A 17501-nucleotide genomic window follows, 5' to 3' on the forward strand; every position below is an offset into this window, starting at 1 on the left:
GTGCCTGAGCAAAGCCGACCGCACAAAAGGGGAGTGCTTTTCTGCGTTATGTGGTTAGAATACAACTAAGGACTATATCTGGAGTTGACCATGTTAGAGTTATTGAAAAGTCTGGTATTCGCCGTAATCATGGTACCTGTGGTAATGGCCATCATTCTGGGTCTGATTTACGGACTGGGTGAAGTGTTCAACATTTTCTCTGGTATCGGTCAGAAAGACCAGTCCAGACAGAATCATTGATTCCCCAAACGCCCGCTCAGTCGGGCGTTTATATTTTTAGCCTTCCTACTCGTTTTCTCTCGCTACAGTTTCTCAAGATCCTGCTTTCCCTGCCGATATTTTCTTTGTGTAACCTCTAATTGGTATCAATAACCACTGGGAAAATCCTGGTTTAATCGTTATATTTGCGCCTACATAACGAAACGCAAAGGAGTTACAGATGGCACGTACATGGTTACGCTTGTTTGCAGGGGCAACACTTTCTCTTACTGTTGCCGGACATGCGCTGGCGGATGAAGGAAAGATTACCGTTTTCGCAGCGGCTTCGCTGACCAACGCGATGCAGGACATTGCAACGCAATATAAAAAAGAGAAGAACGTTGATGTTGTCTCCTCTTTTGCTTCTTCTTCCACACTGGCGCGTCAGATTGAAGCAGGCGCACCGGCCGATCTGTTTATTTCTGCCGATCAGAAATGGATGGACTATGCGGTAGACAAGAAGTCGATTGATACCGCAACGCGTGAAACGCTGTTGGGTAACAGCCTGGTGGTGGTTGCGCCGAAAGCCAGCGCACAGAAAGACTTCACCATCGACAGCAAAACCAACTGGACCAGTCTGTTGAACGGTGGGCGCCTGGCTGTTGGCGATCCGGAACATGTTCCGGCAGGCATTTATGCCAAAGAAGCGCTGCAAAAACTGGGTGCATGGGATACCCTGGCCCCGAAACTGGCTCCTGCTGAAGACGTGCGCGGTGCGCTGGCGCTGGTAGAGCGTAACGAAGCGCCGCTGGGGATCGTCTATGGTTCTGATGCCGTCGCCAGCAAGGGCGTAAAAGTTGTGGCGACCTTCCCGGAAGATTCGCACAAAAAAGTGGAATACCCTATCGCGATTGTTGATGGGCACAAAAACGCAACGGTTAGCGCGTTCTATGATTACCTGAAAGGACCGCAGGCTGCTGAAATCTTTAAACGTTATGGATTTACGACTAAGTAATGATACTGACCGATCCTGAATGGCAGGCCGTTATACTGAGCCTGAAAGTTTCTTCCCTGGCCGTGTTGTTTAGTCTGCCATTTGGGATCTTCTTTGCCTGGCTACTGGTGCGATGCAAGTTCCCGGGCAAAGCGCTGCTCGACAGCGTACTGCATTTGCCGCTGGTTCTGCCGCCTGTGGTGGTGGGGTATCTGCTGTTGGTCTCTATGGGACGGCGCGGATTCATTGGCGAATGGCTGTACGACTGGTTTGGCATCACTTTTGCCTTTAGCTGGCGTGGGGCGGTGCTGGCCGCTGCGGTGATGTCCTTCCCGCTCATGGTGCGGGCTATTCGTTTGGCGCTGGAAGGTGTCGACGTCAAGCTGGAGCAGGCGGCCCGCACGCTGGGAGCCGGACGCTGGCGCGTCTTTATGACCATTACGTTACCGCTGATGCTGCCCGGCATTATTGTTGGTACGGTGCTGGCGTTTGCGCGTTCCCTTGGGGAATTTGGTGCAACCATTACCTTTGTTTCCAATATTCCTGGCGAAACCCGCACCATTCCTTCGGCGATGTATACCCTGATCCAAACTCCCGGCGGCGAAAGCGCGGCGGCGAGGTTATGTATCATTTCCATTGTGTTGGCGCTGATTTCGCTGCTGATTTCTGAATGGCTGGCGCGTATTAGCCGTGAGCGGACGGGGCGATAATCATGCTTGAACTTAATTTCTCCCAGATGCTGGGGACGCATTGTCTGACGCTCAACGAAACGCTGCCAGCCAGCGGCATCACCGCTATTTTTGGCGTTTCCGGTGCGGGCAAAACCTCACTGATTAACGCCATCAGTGGTCTGACGCAGCCGCAGTCCGGGCGCATCGTGCTCAACGGTCGGGTCTTAAACGACGTCGAGAACGGTATCTGTTTAACGCCGGAAAAACGCCGGGTGGGCTATGTTTTCCAGGATGCGCGCCTGTTCCCGCACTATAAAGTGCGCGGCAACCTGCGTTACGGAATGGCGAAAAGCATGGCCGGACAGTTTGATAAGCTGGTGGCGTTGTTGGGCATTGAACCGCTGCTTGACCGTCTGCCAGGCGGTCTTTCTGGCGGTGAAAAGCAGCGTGTCGCCATCGGTCGGGCGCTGCTGACCGCGCCTGAGTTATTGCTGCTTGATGAGCCGTTAGCCTCTCTGGATATACCGCGTAAACGCGAACTGCTGCCTTATCTGCAACGCCTGGCGCGGGAAATTAATATTCCGATGCTGTACGTCAGCCACTCGCTTGATGAGATTTTGCACCTGGCAGATAAAGTGATGGTGCTGGAAAACGGGCAGGTCAAAGCGTTTGGTTCGTTGGAAGATGTCTGGGGCAGCAGCGTGATGCACCCCTGGCTGCCTAAGGAACAGCAAAGCAGTATTCTGAAAGTCAGCGTGCTGGAACATCATCCACACTACGCGATGACCGCGCTGGCGCTTGGCGATCAGCATCTGTGGGTCAACAAGCTGGAGCAACCGCTGCAAACCGCGCTGCGTATTCGTATTCAGGCCTCTGATGTTTCACTGGTTCTGCAGCCGCCGCAACAGACCAGTATTCGTAATGTTCTCCGGGCAAAGGTCGCGCAATGCTATGACGATAACGGTCAAGTGGAAGTTCAGCTTGAGGTGGGCGGTAAGACGCTGTGGGCGAAGATCAGCCCATGGGCCAGGGATGAACTGGGTATCAAACCTGGCCTGTGGCTGTACGCGCAAATTAAGAGCGTATCGATTACCGCCTGATTACAACAGGTGAGAGTAGATAAATTTCGCGATGCTGTCGGTGGTGTTATCACCAATCACGATGTTGGCGCGGGCTTTGACAGCGTTATCCGCGTTGCCCATCGCCACGCCAGTGCCTGCGGCTTCCAGCATGCTGATATCGTTAAAGTTATCGCCAAAGGCAATCACGTTTTCCATTGACCCGCCCTGTGCTTCGATCCACTGGGTCAAGCGTCGTCCTTTACTGTTGCCTTTACGGGCAATGTCGACCTGATCGTGCCAGGACCATTCACACTCCAGCCCCAGCTGTTGCTCGACATATCGGCCAAACTGCTGCAGTTTCGGAATATCTTCGTCGGTCAGAGCAAATTTCCATACGGCGTTAACGTCATGCGCCGCCTGCGCCAGCGAAGGAACCTGGGTGAAGGTCGGGCGCTGTTCCGGCGGCAGCGTTTGTGCCCAGTTAGCGGTACGCACTACATGCCCGGTAGGGCGCTCATACAGCATGGCCTCATCCACATACATCAGCCCGTGGATCTGATGTTCATCCAGCATTTCGATCAGCTGTAATGCCTGGTCTACCGGAAGGGGATCGGATTCCAGCACCTTTTTTGCTTGATAATCATACAAATAGGTACCGTTACAGCAAATTGCAGGTGTATCCAGCGCCAGTGCCTGATAAAAAGGATGAATAGCAACGTGATGGCGACCTGTGACAATGATAAGTTGGTAGCCTGCTTCTCTGGCGCGCGAGAGCGCTTCGAGAGAGGATGGCAGCAAGGTTTTTTTCGGGGTCAAGAGGGTACCGTCTAAATCCAGGGCAATCACGCGTGCGGTCATAGGTTTATCCAGATTAAGGTTGAGAATTATGTCTGTTGGAATGGTACACCGAGACGGGAGCCGGACAAAATTCTGAGCCTTAATTAAGCATTCACCGTTAAAAGCGTCTACCTTAGGCGTGTGTCAGGCAATTGCAGCCACCTGCCAAAAAGCAAAGGAGTATTCATGAAGCAAACCGTTTATACCGCCAGCCCTGAAAGTCAGCAAATCCACGTCTGGAGCCTGAATCACGATGGTTCTCTGACGCTGACACAGGTGGTTGATGTGCCGGGTCAGGTACAGCCGATGGTCGTCAGCCCGGATAAGCGTTACCTCTATGTTGGCGTGCGCCCGGAGTTTCGCGTGTTGGCTTATCGTATTGCGCCTGATGACGGTGCGCTGACCTTCGCGGCAGAGTCTGCGCTGCCGGGTAGCCCGACGCATATTTCTACCGATCATCAGGGACGTTTCGTGTTCGTGGGTTCTTATAACGCTGGCAGCGTGAGCGTCACGCGTCTGGAAGATGGTCTGCCGGTGGAACTGGTTGACGTGATTGAAGGTCTGGATGGTTGCCACTCAGCCAACATCTCTCCGGATAACCGTACCCTGTGGGTTCCGGCGTTGAAACAGGATCGTATCTGCCTGTTTGATGTAAGCGATGATGGCCATCTGGTCGCGCAGGAACCGGCTGAAGTGACTACCGTGGAAGGCGCGGGCCCGCGTCATATGGCGTTCCATCCGAATAAGCAATATGCCTACTGTGTGAACGAGCTGAACAGCTCTGTTGATGTCTGGGAGCTGAAAGATCCGTACGGCAAAATTGAGTGTGTGCAGACGCTGGATATGATGCCTGCAGATTTCGCTGATACCCGTTGGGCAGCAGATATTCATATCACACCTGATGGGCGTCATCTGTATGCCTGTGATCGCACCGCCAGCCTGATTACGGTCTTTAGCGTGTCTGAAGACGGTAGCGTACTGACTAAAGAGGGTTTCCAGCCTACCGAAACTCAGCCACGTGGTTTTAATATCGATCACAGCGGAAAATACCTGATTGCCGCCGGGCAAAAATCGCACCATATCGCGGTGTATAAGATTGCAGGCGAACAAGGACTGTTGACAGAGAACGGTCGTTACGCGGTAGGACAAGGCCCGATGTGGGTGGTGGTTAACGCGTACTAAAACGTCAGGTGTTACAAACGATCCGCAATCTTGTGAAGATTGCGGATTTTTTTATGTTTATTCAACAAGCGGTAGATTTTCATGACGTTCAGCAACGGATGTCCAAAGACAGTCTTTGTCATCTGCCCATAAATTAAGCAGAAGAGAGAAGAAACGTTCAGCGGGAGGTGAGAGAATAGCGTCTTTACGCCGAATAACTCCCAGTGTGCGTCTAATAACAGGCTCAACCAGTGGGATACCTGTCAGGGTGGGATGCGGCGTTTGCGGCATTGCTAACCCTGGTAACGCAGAAACGCCCAGTCCAGCTTCAACCAGTCCCAGCGAAGTGGACAGATGACGAACCTCGTAAAACCAGTTCAACTTCCACGGTTTATCGGCCAAATGTTGTTCAATCAATAATCGGTTGCCGCTTGAGGAGCGAACGCCTATCAATTTGTAATTCAGCAATTCCTGCCACTCCACCAACTGTTTATTGGCGAGTGGATGATCGCGCCGACAGGCCAGAACAAACGGTTCATTAACCAGTGGAGTGAACTCGATAGAGGAATTTGTGATGTTGTTCATATTTATTCCAAAATCAGCCTCATTGCAAAGTACGGATTCCATACAATTATTCGTACCTTGCTCAATAATTCGCACTTTGATATTGGGATACCGCTCATTAAATTTTCCTATTGCCAACGGCAAGAAATAGAAAACTGCGGTAGGAATACAGGATAATGTCACTATGCCATGATGATGAACATTCACATTACTAATATTAAAAATAGTTTCATCTAATGCCCTAATTAATTCTCTGGCTTCAGGTAAGAGCATCTTTCCTGATTTTGTTAATGTGACTTTGCGGGTTGTTCTTTCAAAGAGTTGAGTGTGTAAATACTCTTCCATCTTTTTAATCCTGCGTGTTAATGCAGGTTGCGTAATATTAAGTAACTTGGCGGCATTGTTAAAAGAATCGGACTCTGCCAGTGTGACAAACGCCTTCATGCTTGATAATTCGTGTTTCATTCTGACTCCGGACTAAATCGGGGAAGCCCCTGTCTAAGATGAAAGTGTTCAGTGTATCTGCAATTCATAATTTTTAATTAATAAAAATAAATCACTAATTACGAAAATGAAGTCATTAGTCACCCTAATCATGACATGCAACTATGTACATAGTGAAAATAATATCGAGAGCATAATCATGAAAAAAATACCTTGCGTTATGATGCGCGGAGGAACCTCCAGGGGCGCATTTTTATTAGCACAAGATCTACCGCAAGAAGAAAAACTGCGTGATGAAGTATTGATTAAAATTATGGGTTCTGGCAATGCGCTGGAAATAGACGGCATTGGTGGTGGCAATCCGTTAACCAGCAAAGTAGCGATCATTAGTCGTTCAAACGACCCGAAAGCTGATATCGATTATTTATTTGCTCAGGTATTGGTGCATGAGCAACGGGTCGATACCACGCCGAACTGCGGCAATATGCTTTCCGCCGTTGGCGCGTTTGCTATTGAAAAGGGATTAATTAATGCCGCAACGCCGACCACCCGCGTTCGTATTCGCAATGTAAACACCAACACGTTTATCGAAGCTGATATACAGACACCAAACGGCGTTGTTGAGTATGAAGGAACAGCAAGAATTGACGGTGTCCCGGGAACATCGGCCCCGATTGCATTGACGTTCCTGAATGCCGCAGGTTCTAAAACCGGGCATATTTTTCCAACGGGCCAACACATCGATTATATCAACTCCGTTCCCGTGACCTGTATGGATATGGCGACACCTGTCGTAATTATTCCTGCCGAATATCTGGGGAAAACGGGTTATGAATCCGCGCAAGATTTAGATGCAGACCGCGAATTATTAGCGCGCATCGAGTCTATTCGTTTACAGGCCGGTGAAGCTATGGGCCTGGGAAATGTCAGTAATAAGGTTATCCCTAAACCTATTCTCATCTCGGCGCCTCAGCACGATGGCGCAATTAATGTTCGCTATTTTATGCCGCATTCTTGCCATAAAGCACTGGCAATTACTGGGGCGATAGCGATCGCGAGCAGTTGCGCCATTAACGGTACCGTTACGCGTCAGATAACGGAAGGCGCGCATTACGGGAATATCACTATCGAACATCCAGGTGGCGCTCTTGATATTTATTTAACCAATGAAGGGGATGAGCCTGAAACTATCAGAGCTTCGGTTATTCGCACCGCCAGAAAAATATTCGCCGGTGATGTTTATCTTCCCTGACAGCATTGGCCACATGTCGATGTGATTATGGAAAATCGAAAAACATTCTGTATTGCTTGTACAGATTATTCAGGACCCCAAAATGAACGTTAAATCATTATGGAAGCTAATATTAATATTGGCCATCCCTTGCATTATAGGACTTATGCCAGCACCGGCAGGATTAAGTGAACTGGCCTGGGTGCTATTTGGTATTTATCTCGCAGCCATTGTCGGGCTGGTGATCAAACCGTTTCCTGAACCGGTGGTATTATTGATTGCTGTTGCCGCTTCAATGGTGGTTGTCGGAAATTTAGGCAGCGGCGTACTTAAAACCAGCAGCGTGCTGAGTGGCTATGCTTCCGGTACGACATGGCTGGTGTTCTCCGCGTTTACTTTAAGCGCTGCTTTTGTGACGACGGGACTGGGCAAGCGAATTGCCTATATTCTGATTGGTAAAATAGGTAACACCACGCTTGGACTGGGCTACGTGACCGTATTTCTTGACCTGGTATTAGCCCCGGCAACACCGTCAAATACGGCGCGTGCGGGAGGCATTGTCTTGCCCATCATCAATAGCGTGGCGGTGGCGTTAGGCTCTGAGCCGGACAAGAGCCCCCGACGTGTCGGCCACTACCTGATGATGACGGTGTATATGGTCACTAAAACGACCAGCTATATGTTTTTTACTGCGATGGCAGGAAACATTCTGGCATTGAAGATGATCAACGATATCTGTCAGTTACAACTAAGCTGGGGAGGATGGGCTCTTGCAGCAGCTTTGCCTGGACTGGTTATGCTGTTGGTAACGCCTTTAGTCATCTATTTTATGTATCCACCTGAAATTAAAAAGGTTGATAACAAAACTATCGCCAAAGCCGGGCTTCAGGATTTAGGGCCAATGAAAGGGCGCGAAAAAATGCTGCTAGGCATTTTCGTCCTCGCGCTATTAGGATGGATCTTTAGTAAAACTCTCGGCGTTGATGAATCAACGGTTGCCATTGTAGTAATGGGGACGATGCTTTTGTTTGGCGTAGTCACCTGGGATGATGTGGTTAAAAATAAGGGCGGCTGGAATACCTTAATCTGGTACGGTGGTATTATCGGTTTGAGTTCGCTGTTATCGAAAGTGAAATTCTTCGATTGGTTAGCCGAACTCTTCAAGAATAACCTCGACTTTGGTAACCACGGCAATGTTGCGTTCTTTGTTATTCTCTTTTTGAGCATTATTGTTCGTTATTTCTTTGCCTCTGGCAGCGCCTATATTGTGGCAATGATGCCGGTATTTGCCATGCTGGCGAACGTTTCTGGTGCGCCACTAATGTTAACTGCATTGGCATTACTCTTTTCTAACTCTTACGGCGGTATGGTTACCCATTATGGCGGCGCCGCGGGACCAGTTATTTTTGGCGTTGGATATAACGACATCAAATCGTGGTGGCTGGTTGGCGCAATGCTGACGTTCTTGACGTTTCTCGTCCATATCACGCTGGGTCTTTGGTGGTGGAATATGTTGATTGGCTGGAACATGCTCTAACTATACCCGTCATACTTCAAGTTGCATGTGCGTTGGCTGCGCTCGCTCACCCCAGTCACTTACTGGAGTAAGCTCTTGGGGATTCGCTCCCTTGCCGCCTTCCTGCAACTCGAATTATTTAGGGTATAAATTACATCGTTCATTGGTTGTCTGTGCTCTGGTTGGAGCACAGCAATGTGGAGTATCTAATGATTAAATTATATGAGAAAGGGATTTACCTCTCCGGTAATAATGAAATTATCGCTGAAGATGGGGTGTCTGAAGCAATCTGTAAAGAAGAAGCGAAAAAAGGAACTATCGCGTGGTCAATTCTCTCAGCGCATAATACGTCCGGTGACATGAATAAGCTAAAAATTAAGTTTGATTCATTAGCCTCACACGATATTACCTTTGTCGGTATTATTCAGACCGCTAAAGCATCAGGAATGGAGCGCTTTCCTTTACCGTACGTTCTGACGAACTGCCATAACTCATTATGCGCGGTAGGGGGAACCATTAACGGTGACGATCATATGTTTGGTCTGTCTGCGGCACAGCGTTACGGCGGAATCTTTGTGCCGCCACATATTGCCGTCATCCATCAGTACATGCGTGAAATGATGGCCGGGGGCGGCAAAATGATCCTCGGCTCAGACAGCCATACGCGTTACGGCGCATTAGGCACGATGGCGGTAGGAGAAGGGGGCGGTGAGCTGGTCAAGCAGCTGTTAAATGATACCTGGGATATTGATTATCCTGGCGTTGTGGCCGTTTATCTGACCGGTAAGCCTGTTGCGGGTGTCGGCCCACAGGATGTCGCTTTGGCTATCATTGGCGCGGTATTTAAAAATGGCTACGTCAAAAATAAGGTCATGGAGTTTGTCGGCCCTGGCATTCGCCATCTCTCAACGGATTTTCGCAACAGCGTTGATGTAATGACCACCGAAACCACCTGCCTGAGCTCTGTCTGGCAAACGGATGATGAAACTCGCAGTTGGCTGGCATTACACGGTCGCGAACAGGATTATCGCCCGCTCAGCCCGCAGCCGATGGCCTGGTACGATGGGTGTATTTATGTCGATCTGAGTGCGATTAAGCCGATGATTGCGCTGCCATTCCATCCAAGTAATGTCTATGAGATTGCTACACTCAACGAAAATCTGACGGATATTCTCCGGGAGATTGAAGTTGAATCTGCACGAATCGCGCAAGGTAAAGCCAGCCTTTCGTTGTTGGATAAAGTGGAAAACGGACGCTTAAAAGTACAGCAGGGGATCATTGCTGGATGCTCGGGCGGCAACTATGAAAACGTGATTGCCGCGGCGCAAGCCTTACGTGGTCAATCCTGCGGTAATGATGCTTTCTCGCTGGCTGTCTACCCCTCGTCACAGCCGGTGTTTATGGATTTAGCGCAGAAAGGTGTCGTAACGGATTTACTGGGAGCCGGGGCCGTCATCAGAACCGCATTCTGTGGTCCATGCTTTGGTGCGGGCGATACGCCAATCAACAATGGTCTTAGCATCCGCCATACCACGCGTAACTTCCCTAACCGTGAAGGCTCGAAACCGGGCAATGGTCAAATGTCAGCCGTTGCGCTGATGGATGCGCGATCAATTGCGGCTACGGCAGCAAATGGAGGATTTCTCACTGCCGCGACGGATCTGGACTGCTGGGAGGCTGTACCTGACTATGCGTTTAATCCTGCGCCATATAAGAGCCGCGTATACCAGGGGTTTGTGAAAGGGGCCACGCAACAGCCGCTCATTTACGGCCCGAATATTAAAGACTGGCCGGAACTGGGCGCGTTAACAGAAAATATTCTGCTGAAAGTGGCCTCAAAAATACTTGATGACGTGACAACGACGGATGAGCTTATCCCGTCCGGAGAAACCTCTTCGTATCGTTCCAATCCTTTGGGGCTGGCGGAATTTACCCTTTCCCGACGCGATCCCGGCTATGTTGGCAGAAGCAAGGCGGTCGCTGAACGGGAAAAACAACGTCAGGCGGGTGACGTTAGCGAACTGGCGTCCGTTTTCGCACGCATCCAGCAGATTACCGGTCAGGAAAACACGCAACCACTGGAGACTGAAATTGGCAGCATGATTTATGCCGTCAGGCCTGGTGATGGTTCTGCGCGCGAGCAGGCGGCAAGCTGTCAGCGAGTGATCGGTGGGCTGGCAAACATCGCCGAGGAATATGCCACCAAGCGTTACCGTTCCAATGTCATTAACTGGGGAATGTTACCGCTACAAATGGCTGAGAAACCCTCTTTTGAGGTCGGGGACTATATCTATATTCCCGGTATTCGCCGTGCGCTGGATGAGTGCAGCCACGAGATAAAAGCGTACGTTCTTCATGATGATGGCGCGGTGAGTGAAATTAGCTTGTATATGGAAAGCCTGACCGCCGAGGAGCGTGAGATTATTAAAGCGGGGAGTTTGATTAACTTTAATAAGTCGCGTTTGGTGTAACGCCATAAAAAAGGTCGCCAGCGTAAATATGGCGACCTTTTTTTACTCTGGGATTACTGCTTCGGCTCGGCAACCACTTTGCTACCGATACCGCGGTTGTTGTATTCCCACATGCGGTTGAAGTTGGTGTCGTTCAGGTTGCGCTGGATTTCACCTTTGTCATCTTCCGCACCGGTATTACCGGCAAATGGGCGTTTTGCGATAACGCTGTCAGCCCATGGTTTTGCCATGTTAAAGCCTTCGTTAATCACGCTGTCACGGATAACGACCTGACCGTTAGTGTTGGAATCGACATCCAGCGATCGGCCTAACTGCGCCACGCCATCGCCGCTTGCCGTGAAGCGGCTATTAATCGCCAGGAAACCGTAGTAGATGTTTGACAGAGTAGCCGGTGCGAACACATAGGCTTCCTGCTGGGTACGGGAGTTCACTACACGGAAATCGGTGTTCTCGAACACCACGGCGCCGCGACCGGAAACAATATCCACATCGCCTTCAATGTAGCTGTTGGTAACCAGCGTACGCGGCTGACGATCGTTTTCCAGGCGGTTTTGTACGCCGCTGTTGGTTACAAAGAACGTATTCTGACGACCCAGAATATTGACCTTGTTGATCTGCACTTTATCACCATCGGTACGCAGTGCAACGGCCGGGTGGTTGCCTGCATCAACGCTATCACCCAGGTTGTTTTCGATGGTCAGGTTCTGCAATTGCAGACCGTTGTTTTGCGACCAGACGACGGCAGAACACATCACACCAATATTTGTGCCACGTTTGTTCTGGCAATTATCAAACATATACCACGCAGGTTTACCCGGCATATATTTACCGCCTGGGTTCACCGTACGACGCCAGTCTGCGGTGCTCATGTCACCGTCAATGGCCTGGCCAATTTTTACATCCAGCGGTTTTTCGCCCATACCGTACAGCGTCAGGCTACCCGTTGCTGCCGGGATGTATACCGTGCCCTGATACTCGCCCGGCATAATCGCGATGTACTGACGTTTGTTTGTACGTTTGATGATTGCCGCATCCACCGCAGCCTGAATGCTGGTATGGGTTACGCCCTGAGTGCCTGCCGGGCCAACGACGAAGTCAGGTTGTGCAGGCAGAGAAATTGAAGAAGGGCTCCATGGCGCGGTGTTTGGCGTCAGCGCGGAAAAATAGTGCGCAGCAACGAAGTTTTTCGCTTCATTGGCCGACAAGATCGGGCGCGAAGAGGTACCTGGCGCGGTCTGATCGGAAGGAATTTGATCGGGCGGCGTAGAGCTACAGGCGGTCAGCGTCACGCCAAAAGCCATTGCCAGCGCCAGACGGGAAACTGATGATATGTTCACAGGTTGCTCCGGGCTTTGAAAGTTATCCATTAAAGCCTGCTTTTTTATACTAAGTTGAGCGAAACGGGAAGGCGAAAAGGTAAAAAGTTGTTTTTTATCGCAGCAATGTCTGGCGCGGAGAGTCTTTATATCACAAATAGATAACAATTATGGCTCTTCAGGTTGACAACATCCCTATAATCAAAAATAAATGTCTATACAACCTATGACAAGTGGTGAGTCGAATGCAGCAATTCTTCCCTGATGATGTTATCTGGCGCAATGTTCGTCTGGCGACTATGGATCCTGAACGTGGTACCCCATATGGGCTGGTGGATGGTCACGCGCTGATCGTCCGCCAGGGCAAGATTCGCGATATCGTCCCGGAATCATCGTTATATCTCACACATGACAATACTTTTGATATGCAGGGCAGGCTGATTACGCCTGGCCTGATTGATTGCCATACGCATCTCGTCTTTGGCGGAAACCGCGCAGGTGAATGGGAGCAGCGGCTAAATGGTGTCTCCTACCAGCAGATAAGCGCTCAGGGTGGGGGGATCAATGCCACCGTATCGGCGACCCGCAGCGCCACGGATGAACAACTCTTACACGTAGCTCATCAGCGGATGGAACAGCTGATCAAAGAAGGTGTTACGCTGTTGGAAATAAAATCCGGCTACGGCCTGGATTTGCCGACAGAAGAGAAAATATTGCGCGTGGTGGCAGCGCTGGCGGCAGAGAATATCGTTGAAATCAGCCCGACGCTGTTGGCTGCGCATGCGACGCCAACGGAATTCAGGGATGATCCTGACGGCTATATTACGCTGGTGTGCGAGACCATTTTGCCGCAGCTGTGGGAACAAGGGCTGTTTGAGACCGTTGATCTGTTCTGTGAAAGCGTCGGATTTAACCTCGCGCAGAGCGAACGGGTATTTCAAGCCGCCCAGGCGCTGGGCATTCCGATTAAAGGCCATGTCGAACAACTGTCATTGCTTGGCGGCGCGCAGTTGGTAAGCCGCTACCACGGACTATCCGCCGATCATATTGAATACCTCGATGAAGCGGGCGTGGCGGCAATGAGCCAAAGCGGTACGGTCGGCGTGCTGCTGCCCGGCGCATTCTATTTCCTCAAAGAGCAGCAGCGCCCACCGGTAGCGTTGCTGCGTCAATATCAGGTACCGATGGCGGTAGCGACAGATTTTAACCCCGGTACCAGCCCGTTTATCAGCCTGCACTGGGCGATGAATATGGCCTGCGTTCAGTTTGGCTTAACGCCGGAAGAAGCATGGGCGGGCGTAACCCGTCATGCGGCCCGGGCGCTGGGGCGTCACGCCACCCACGGTCAATTGAAGGCCGGGTTTGTGGCCGATTTTGTGGTGTGGGATGCAACACTTCCTGTTGAGATCCTGTATGAACCCGGACGCAACCCGCTCTACCAACGCGTATTCAAAGGACAAATAGCATGACTCACTGGCAACCTGCTTCACCTGCGCTATGGCAGGGACGTGATGACCGGGCCGAATCGCCGAATGCGCTGCGCCTGTTTCAGACTATCACCCAGAGCCCGACGTTTAGCCCAGAAATGTATCGCGAGCAGATAGCGTTGCTCGGGTTTGCTTGCGACGAAGGTGTTAAACGTAATCAGGGGCGCACGGGAGCTGCCGGAGCGCCCGATGTGCTGCGCAAGGCGCTGGCGAATTTAGCCAGCCACGATGGGCATCATCGACTGGTGGATCTGGGCAATATTGTGGCGCAGGCCCCCGATCTTGAGGGCGCGCAGCAGGCGCTACGCAATGCAGTACAGCGTTGCCAGCAGGAAAATATGCGCACCTTTGTTTTGGGTGGCGGACACGAAACCGCATATGCCCATGGTGCAGGTGTGCTGGACGCATTCCCGCAGGCGAAAGTGGGGATAGTCAACTTCGATGCGCATCTCGATTTGCGCCATGCCGGGCAGGCTACATCCGGTACGCCGTTTCGCCAGTTGGCGCAGCTTTGCGATGAACAACAGCGTGAATTTCACTATGCCTGTATCGGCGTCAGCCGGGCGGCAAACACCCAGGCGCTTTGGGATGAGGCCCAGCGGCTCGGTGTGACCGTAGTGGAGGATCTGCATTGTGATACGGCGCAGGCGCAGTTAGCGCAGTTCATTGCCAATCTGGATGTCATCTATCTGACAATCGACCTCGACGTGCTGCCGGTGTGGGAAATGCCCGGTGTGTCGGCCCCCGCCGCGCTTGGCGTACCGTTGGCGACGCTGCTGAGACTGATTGAGCCTCTGTGTCGTAGCGGTAAACTACAGGCGGTGGATATGGTTGAATTTAATCCACGCTTTGACGATGATGGCAGGGCGGCGCGGGTTGCGGCGCGATTAGGCTGGCAAATCGCCCACTGGTGGCACTGACATACCTGATGGCGTTGCGCTTATCAGGTTCGGGTAATGCCTGTAAACTGTACCCACTCACATTTTCAGCTTAAGGAAGGCTCACGCATGCTCCCATCCCGTTCTGCACCGGCTCCTTTTTACGAAAAGGTCAAACAGGAGATCAGCGAAAAAATTGCCAGCGGTATCTGGCAGCCTCACGATCGCATTCCGTCTGAGGCAGAGCTGGTGGCGCAGTATGGTTTTAGCCGCATGACCATCAACCGGGCGCTGCGTGAGTTAACGGATGAAGGTTTACTGGTGCGTTTGCAGGGCGTGGGGACGTTTGTCGCCGAGCCAAAAGGTCAGTCCGCGCTATTTGAAATTCGCAGCATCGCGGATGAAATCAACGCCCGTCAGCATCAGCACCGGTGCGAAGTGCTGACGCTGGAAAGAACCCGGGCAAACGCGCAGCAGGCTTTGGTATTAAACGTCAAAGAAGGCACCTCTATTTTTCACTCTGTCATGGTGCACTACGAGAACGATCTGCCGGTACAGATTGAAGATCGCTGCGTGAATGCCGAAATTGTGCCCGAGTATCTGGCGCAGGATTACAGCCAGACTACGCCGCACGCTTACCTGTCGCTGATAGCCCCCTTGACCGAAGGTGAGCATATTGTTGAGGCCGTTCGCGCCAGCGCCGAAGAGTGCGCGTTGCTGAACATCAAAGAACACGATCCCTGCCTGCTGATCCGCCGCAAGACCTGGTCCGCGTCATCCATTGTCTCTCATGCCCGTTTGCTGTTCCCTGGTTCCCGCTATCGACTGCAAGGGCGGTTTATGTCCTGATACAGGAGATGAAAACCGTGATTGCTGACGCAATATAATAAAAATGTATCTTAATTGTTAAAAACATCCTTGCGGTGACTTGTATAGACAAGTATATGTTACTTATCTATCCGACGTTCGCGAGGAGTTTTCTGTCATGTCCCATAGCAAATATCGTCAGCAGGATATTCGTGCCCCACGCGGCACCACCTTAACGGCCAAAAGCTGGCTGACCGAAGCGCCGCTGCGCATGTTAATGAATAATCTGGATCCCGATGTGGCGGAAAATCCGCATGAGCTGGTGGTTTACGGCGGGATTGGCCGCGCCGCACGGGACTGGGAATGCTATGACGCCATCGTCAACGCGCTGACCAAACTGGAGACCGATGAGACGCTGCTGGTCCAGTCCGGAAAACCGGTAGGCGTATTCAAAACTCACGACAACGCACCGCGCGTGCTGATTGCCAACTCCAACCTGGTGCCACATTGGGCTACCTGGGAACACTTCAACGAACTGGACGCCAAAGGGCTGGCGATGTACGGCCAGATGACCGCCGGGAGCTGGATCTACATCGGCAGCCAGGGCATCGTGCAGGGGACTTATGAAACCTTCGTTGAGGCCGGGCGTCAGCATTATCAGGGTAACCTGAGCGGGCGCTGGGTACTGACCGCCGGACTGGGCGGTATGGGCGGGGCGCAGCCGTTAGCCGCTACGCTTGCGGGGGCGTGTTCGCTGAACATTGAATGCCAGCAAAGCCGAATCGATTTCCGTCTGCGTACCCGTTACGTGGACGAGCAGGCGACATCGCTTGACGATGCGCTGGCGCGTATCGACAAATACACTCGCGAGGGTAAAGCGGTCTCCATTGCGCTGTGTGCGAACGCCGCCGACGTTGTGCCGGAACTGGTGAAGCGCGGTGTGCGCCCGGATATGGTCACCGACCAGACCAGCGCCCACGATCCGCTGCATGGTTATCTGCCGTCTGGCTGGAGCTGGGAAGAGTATCAGGCAAAAGCGGTGTCCGATCCGCAGGGCACGGTGCAGGCGGCGAAACGTTCAATGGCAACGCACGTTGAGGCGATGCTGGCGTTTAGCAAAATGGGCGTGCCAACGTTTGATTACGGCAACAACATTCGCCAGATGGCCAAAGAGATGGGCGTGGAAAATGCCTTTGATTTCCCCGGCTTCGTACCTGCTTATATTCGACCGTTGTTCTGTCGCGGCATTGGCCCGTTCCGTTGGGTAGCGCTTTCCGGCGATCCGCAGGATATTTATAAAACAGATGCCAAAGTGAAAGAGATCGTGGCAGATGATAAGCACCTTCATCACTGGCTGGATATGGCGCGTGAGCGGATTAATTTCCAGGGTTTACCGGCGCGTATCTGCTGGGTCGGCCTGGAGTGGCGTCAGAAACTGGGGCTGGCGTTTAATGAAATGGTGCGCAGCGGTGAAGTATCCGCGCCGATTGTTATTGGCCGTGACCATCTGGACTCCGGTTCTGTTGCCAGCCCGAACCGCGAAACTGAAGCTATGCGTGACGGCTCAGACGCCGTATCCGACTGGCCGCTGCTGAACGCGCTGCTTAACACCGCCAGCGGCGCGACCTGGGTGTCGCTGCATCACGGTGGCGGGGTCGGTATGGGCTTCTCTCAGCATGCCGGGATGGTGATTGTTTGCGATGGCACCGATGAAGCCGCGGCGCGTATCGCCCGGGTCTTACATAACGATCCGGCGACCGGGGTGATGCGTCACGCCGACGCCGGATATGACATTGCGGTGGAATGCGCCGTCGAAGAAGGGCTAAATTTGCCGATGGTTACCGCGACGCAGGAGAAACGCTGAT

General features: G+C 51.9%; 15 protein-coding genes. 12 read left to right on the top strand and 3 right to left on the bottom strand.

The window, feature by feature from the left end; genetic code table 11:
- The first annotated feature begins 90 nt into the window (after positions 1-90).
- From OGV71_RS22185 to modC, 4 genes are all read left to right on the top strand, one after another.
- Positions 91-240, top strand: coding sequence for an AcrZ family multidrug efflux pump-associated protein (locus tag OGV71_RS22185; RefSeq protein ID WP_003023026.1), 150 nt, complete (start codon positions 91-93; stop codon positions 238-240).
- 199 nt (positions 241-439) lie between these two features.
- Positions 440-1213: a molybdate ABC transporter substrate-binding protein gene (gene modA, locus OGV71_RS22190; RefSeq protein ID WP_003023029.1), complete on the top strand. Its 774-nt coding sequence runs from the start codon at positions 440-442 to the stop codon at positions 1211-1213.
- A complete protein-coding gene (gene modB, locus OGV71_RS22195) occupies positions 1213-1902 on the top strand; it encodes a molybdate ABC transporter permease subunit (protein ID WP_003023032.1) in 690 nt (229 codons plus the stop codon). Before modA ends, modB begins: the two co-directional genes overlap by 1 nt.
- Positions 1903-1904: 2 nt before the next feature.
- Positions 1905-2963, top strand: coding sequence for a molybdenum ABC transporter ATP-binding protein ModC (modC, locus tag OGV71_RS22200; RefSeq protein ID WP_003023034.1), 1059 nt, complete (start codon positions 1905-1907; stop codon positions 2961-2963).
- Here the strand turns inward: modC and OGV71_RS22205 are convergent, their stop codons facing one another.
- Positions 2964-3782, bottom strand: coding sequence for a pyridoxal phosphatase (locus OGV71_RS22205; RefSeq protein WP_204583855.1), 819 nt, complete (start codon positions 3780-3782; stop codon positions 2964-2966). It lies immediately after the preceding gene.
- Positions 3783-3947: 165 nt separating this feature from the next.
- Here OGV71_RS22205 and pgl point away from each other — a divergent pair, with 165 nt between their 5' ends.
- Positions 3948-4943 carry a 6-phosphogluconolactonase gene (gene pgl, locus OGV71_RS22210; protein ID WP_086503856.1) on the top strand — a complete coding sequence of 332 codons (996 nt, stop codon included), beginning with the start codon at positions 3948-3950 and terminating at the stop codon, positions 4941-4943.
- A 57-nt stretch (positions 4944-5000) separates the two neighbouring features.
- On the opposite strand, the gene OGV71_RS22215 is transcribed toward pgl, so the two are convergent.
- A complete protein-coding gene (locus tag OGV71_RS22215; RefSeq protein WP_096889509.1) occupies positions 5001-5951 on the bottom strand; it encodes a LysR family transcriptional regulator in 951 nt (316 codons plus the stop codon).
- Positions 5952-6129: 178 nt separating this feature from the next.
- Between OGV71_RS22215 and OGV71_RS22220 the strand changes: the two genes are divergently transcribed.
- From OGV71_RS22220 to OGV71_RS22230, 3 genes are all read left to right on the top strand, one after another.
- Entirely contained in the window at positions 6130-7182 is a 1053-nt protein-coding gene (locus OGV71_RS22220; RefSeq protein WP_071696419.1) for a 4-oxalomesaconate tautomerase, read from the top strand.
- 82 nt (positions 7183-7264) lie between these two features.
- Positions 7265-8698, top strand: a complete 1434-nt coding sequence (locus OGV71_RS22225) for an anion permease (protein WP_061548837.1) — start codon at positions 7265-7267, stop codon at positions 8696-8698.
- Between the two features lie 188 nt (positions 8699-8886).
- Positions 8887-11148, top strand: a complete 2262-nt coding sequence (locus tag OGV71_RS22230; RefSeq protein ID WP_286534020.1) for a hydratase — start codon at positions 8887-8889, stop codon at positions 11146-11148.
- A 53-nt stretch (positions 11149-11201) separates the two neighbouring features.
- Here the strand turns inward: OGV71_RS22230 and OGV71_RS22235 are convergent, their stop codons facing one another.
- The gene (locus OGV71_RS22235; protein ID WP_003023051.1) at positions 11202-12485 is read right to left on the bottom strand and encodes a putative acyl-CoA thioester hydrolase; all 1284 of its coding nucleotides are present in this window, start codon (positions 12483-12485) and stop codon (positions 11202-11204) included.
- Between the two features lie 224 nt (positions 12486-12709).
- On the opposite strand from OGV71_RS22235, the gene hutI reads away from it, so the two are divergent.
- From hutI to hutU, 4 genes are all read left to right on the top strand, one after another.
- Complete coding sequence (gene hutI, locus OGV71_RS22240; protein WP_044712625.1) at positions 12710-13933, top strand: imidazolonepropionase; 1224 nt, start codon at positions 12710-12712, stop codon at positions 13931-13933.
- Positions 13930-14871, top strand: a complete 942-nt coding sequence (gene hutG, locus OGV71_RS22245; protein ID WP_032938575.1) for a formimidoylglutamase — start codon at positions 13930-13932, stop codon at positions 14869-14871. The genes hutI and hutG overlap by 4 nt, the downstream gene beginning before the upstream one ends.
- An 87-nt stretch (positions 14872-14958) precedes the next feature.
- Complete coding sequence (locus tag OGV71_RS22250; RefSeq protein WP_003023059.1) at positions 14959-15678, top strand: histidine utilization repressor; 720 nt, start codon at positions 14959-14961, stop codon at positions 15676-15678.
- 136 nt (positions 15679-15814) lie between these two features.
- A complete protein-coding gene (hutU, locus tag OGV71_RS22255; RefSeq protein WP_003023061.1) occupies positions 15815-17500 on the top strand; it encodes a urocanate hydratase in 1686 nt (561 codons plus the stop codon).
- Position 17501: the final 1 nt, after the last annotated feature.

It is taken from the genome of Citrobacter sp. Cf088 (assembly GCF_030334295.1).
Lineage (GTDB): Bacteria > Pseudomonadota > Gammaproteobacteria > Enterobacterales > Enterobacteriaceae > Citrobacter > Citrobacter freundii.

Bases quoted from the DNA above. Each gene is read 5' to 3' on its own strand.
- OGV71_RS22185 (WP_003023026.1), top strand. From the start codon at position 91: ATGTTAGAGTTATTGAAAAGTCTGGTATTCGCCGTAATCATGGTACCT.
- modA (WP_003023029.1), top strand. From the start codon at position 440: ATGGCACGTACATGGTTACGCTTGTTTGCAGGGGCAACACTTTCTCTT.
- OGV71_RS22230 (WP_286534020.1), top strand. From the start codon at position 8,887: ATGATTAAATTATATGAGAAAGGGATTTACCTCTCCGGTAATAATGAA.
- hutU (WP_003023061.1), top strand. From the start codon at position 15,815: ATGTCCCATAGCAAATATCGTCAGCAGGATATTCGTGCCCCACGCGGC.
- modC (WP_003023034.1), top strand. From the start codon at position 1,905: ATGCTTGAACTTAATTTCTCCCAGATGCTGGGGACGCATTGTCTGACG.
- OGV71_RS22215 (WP_096889509.1), bottom strand. From the start codon at position 5,951: ATGAAACACGAATTATCAAGCATGAAGGCGTTTGTCACACTGGCAGAG.
- OGV71_RS22250 (WP_003023059.1), top strand. From the start codon at position 14,959: ATGCTCCCATCCCGTTCTGCACCGGCTCCTTTTTACGAAAAGGTCAAA.
- OGV71_RS22225 (WP_061548837.1), top strand. From the start codon at position 7,265: ATGAACGTTAAATCATTATGGAAGCTAATATTAATATTGGCCATCCCT.
- OGV71_RS22205 (WP_204583855.1), bottom strand. From the start codon at position 3,782: ATGACCGCACGCGTGATTGCCCTGGATTTAGACGGTACCCTCTTGACC.
- pgl (WP_086503856.1), top strand. From the start codon at position 3,948: ATGAAGCAAACCGTTTATACCGCCAGCCCTGAAAGTCAGCAAATCCAC.
- modB (WP_003023032.1), top strand. From the start codon at position 1,213: ATGATACTGACCGATCCTGAATGGCAGGCCGTTATACTGAGCCTGAAA.
- hutI (WP_044712625.1), top strand. From the start codon at position 12,710: ATGCAGCAATTCTTCCCTGATGATGTTATCTGGCGCAATGTTCGTCTG.
- hutG (WP_032938575.1), top strand. From the start codon at position 13,930: ATGACTCACTGGCAACCTGCTTCACCTGCGCTATGGCAGGGACGTGAT.
- OGV71_RS22220 (WP_071696419.1), top strand. From the start codon at position 6,130: ATGAAAAAAATACCTTGCGTTATGATGCGCGGAGGAACCTCCAGGGGC.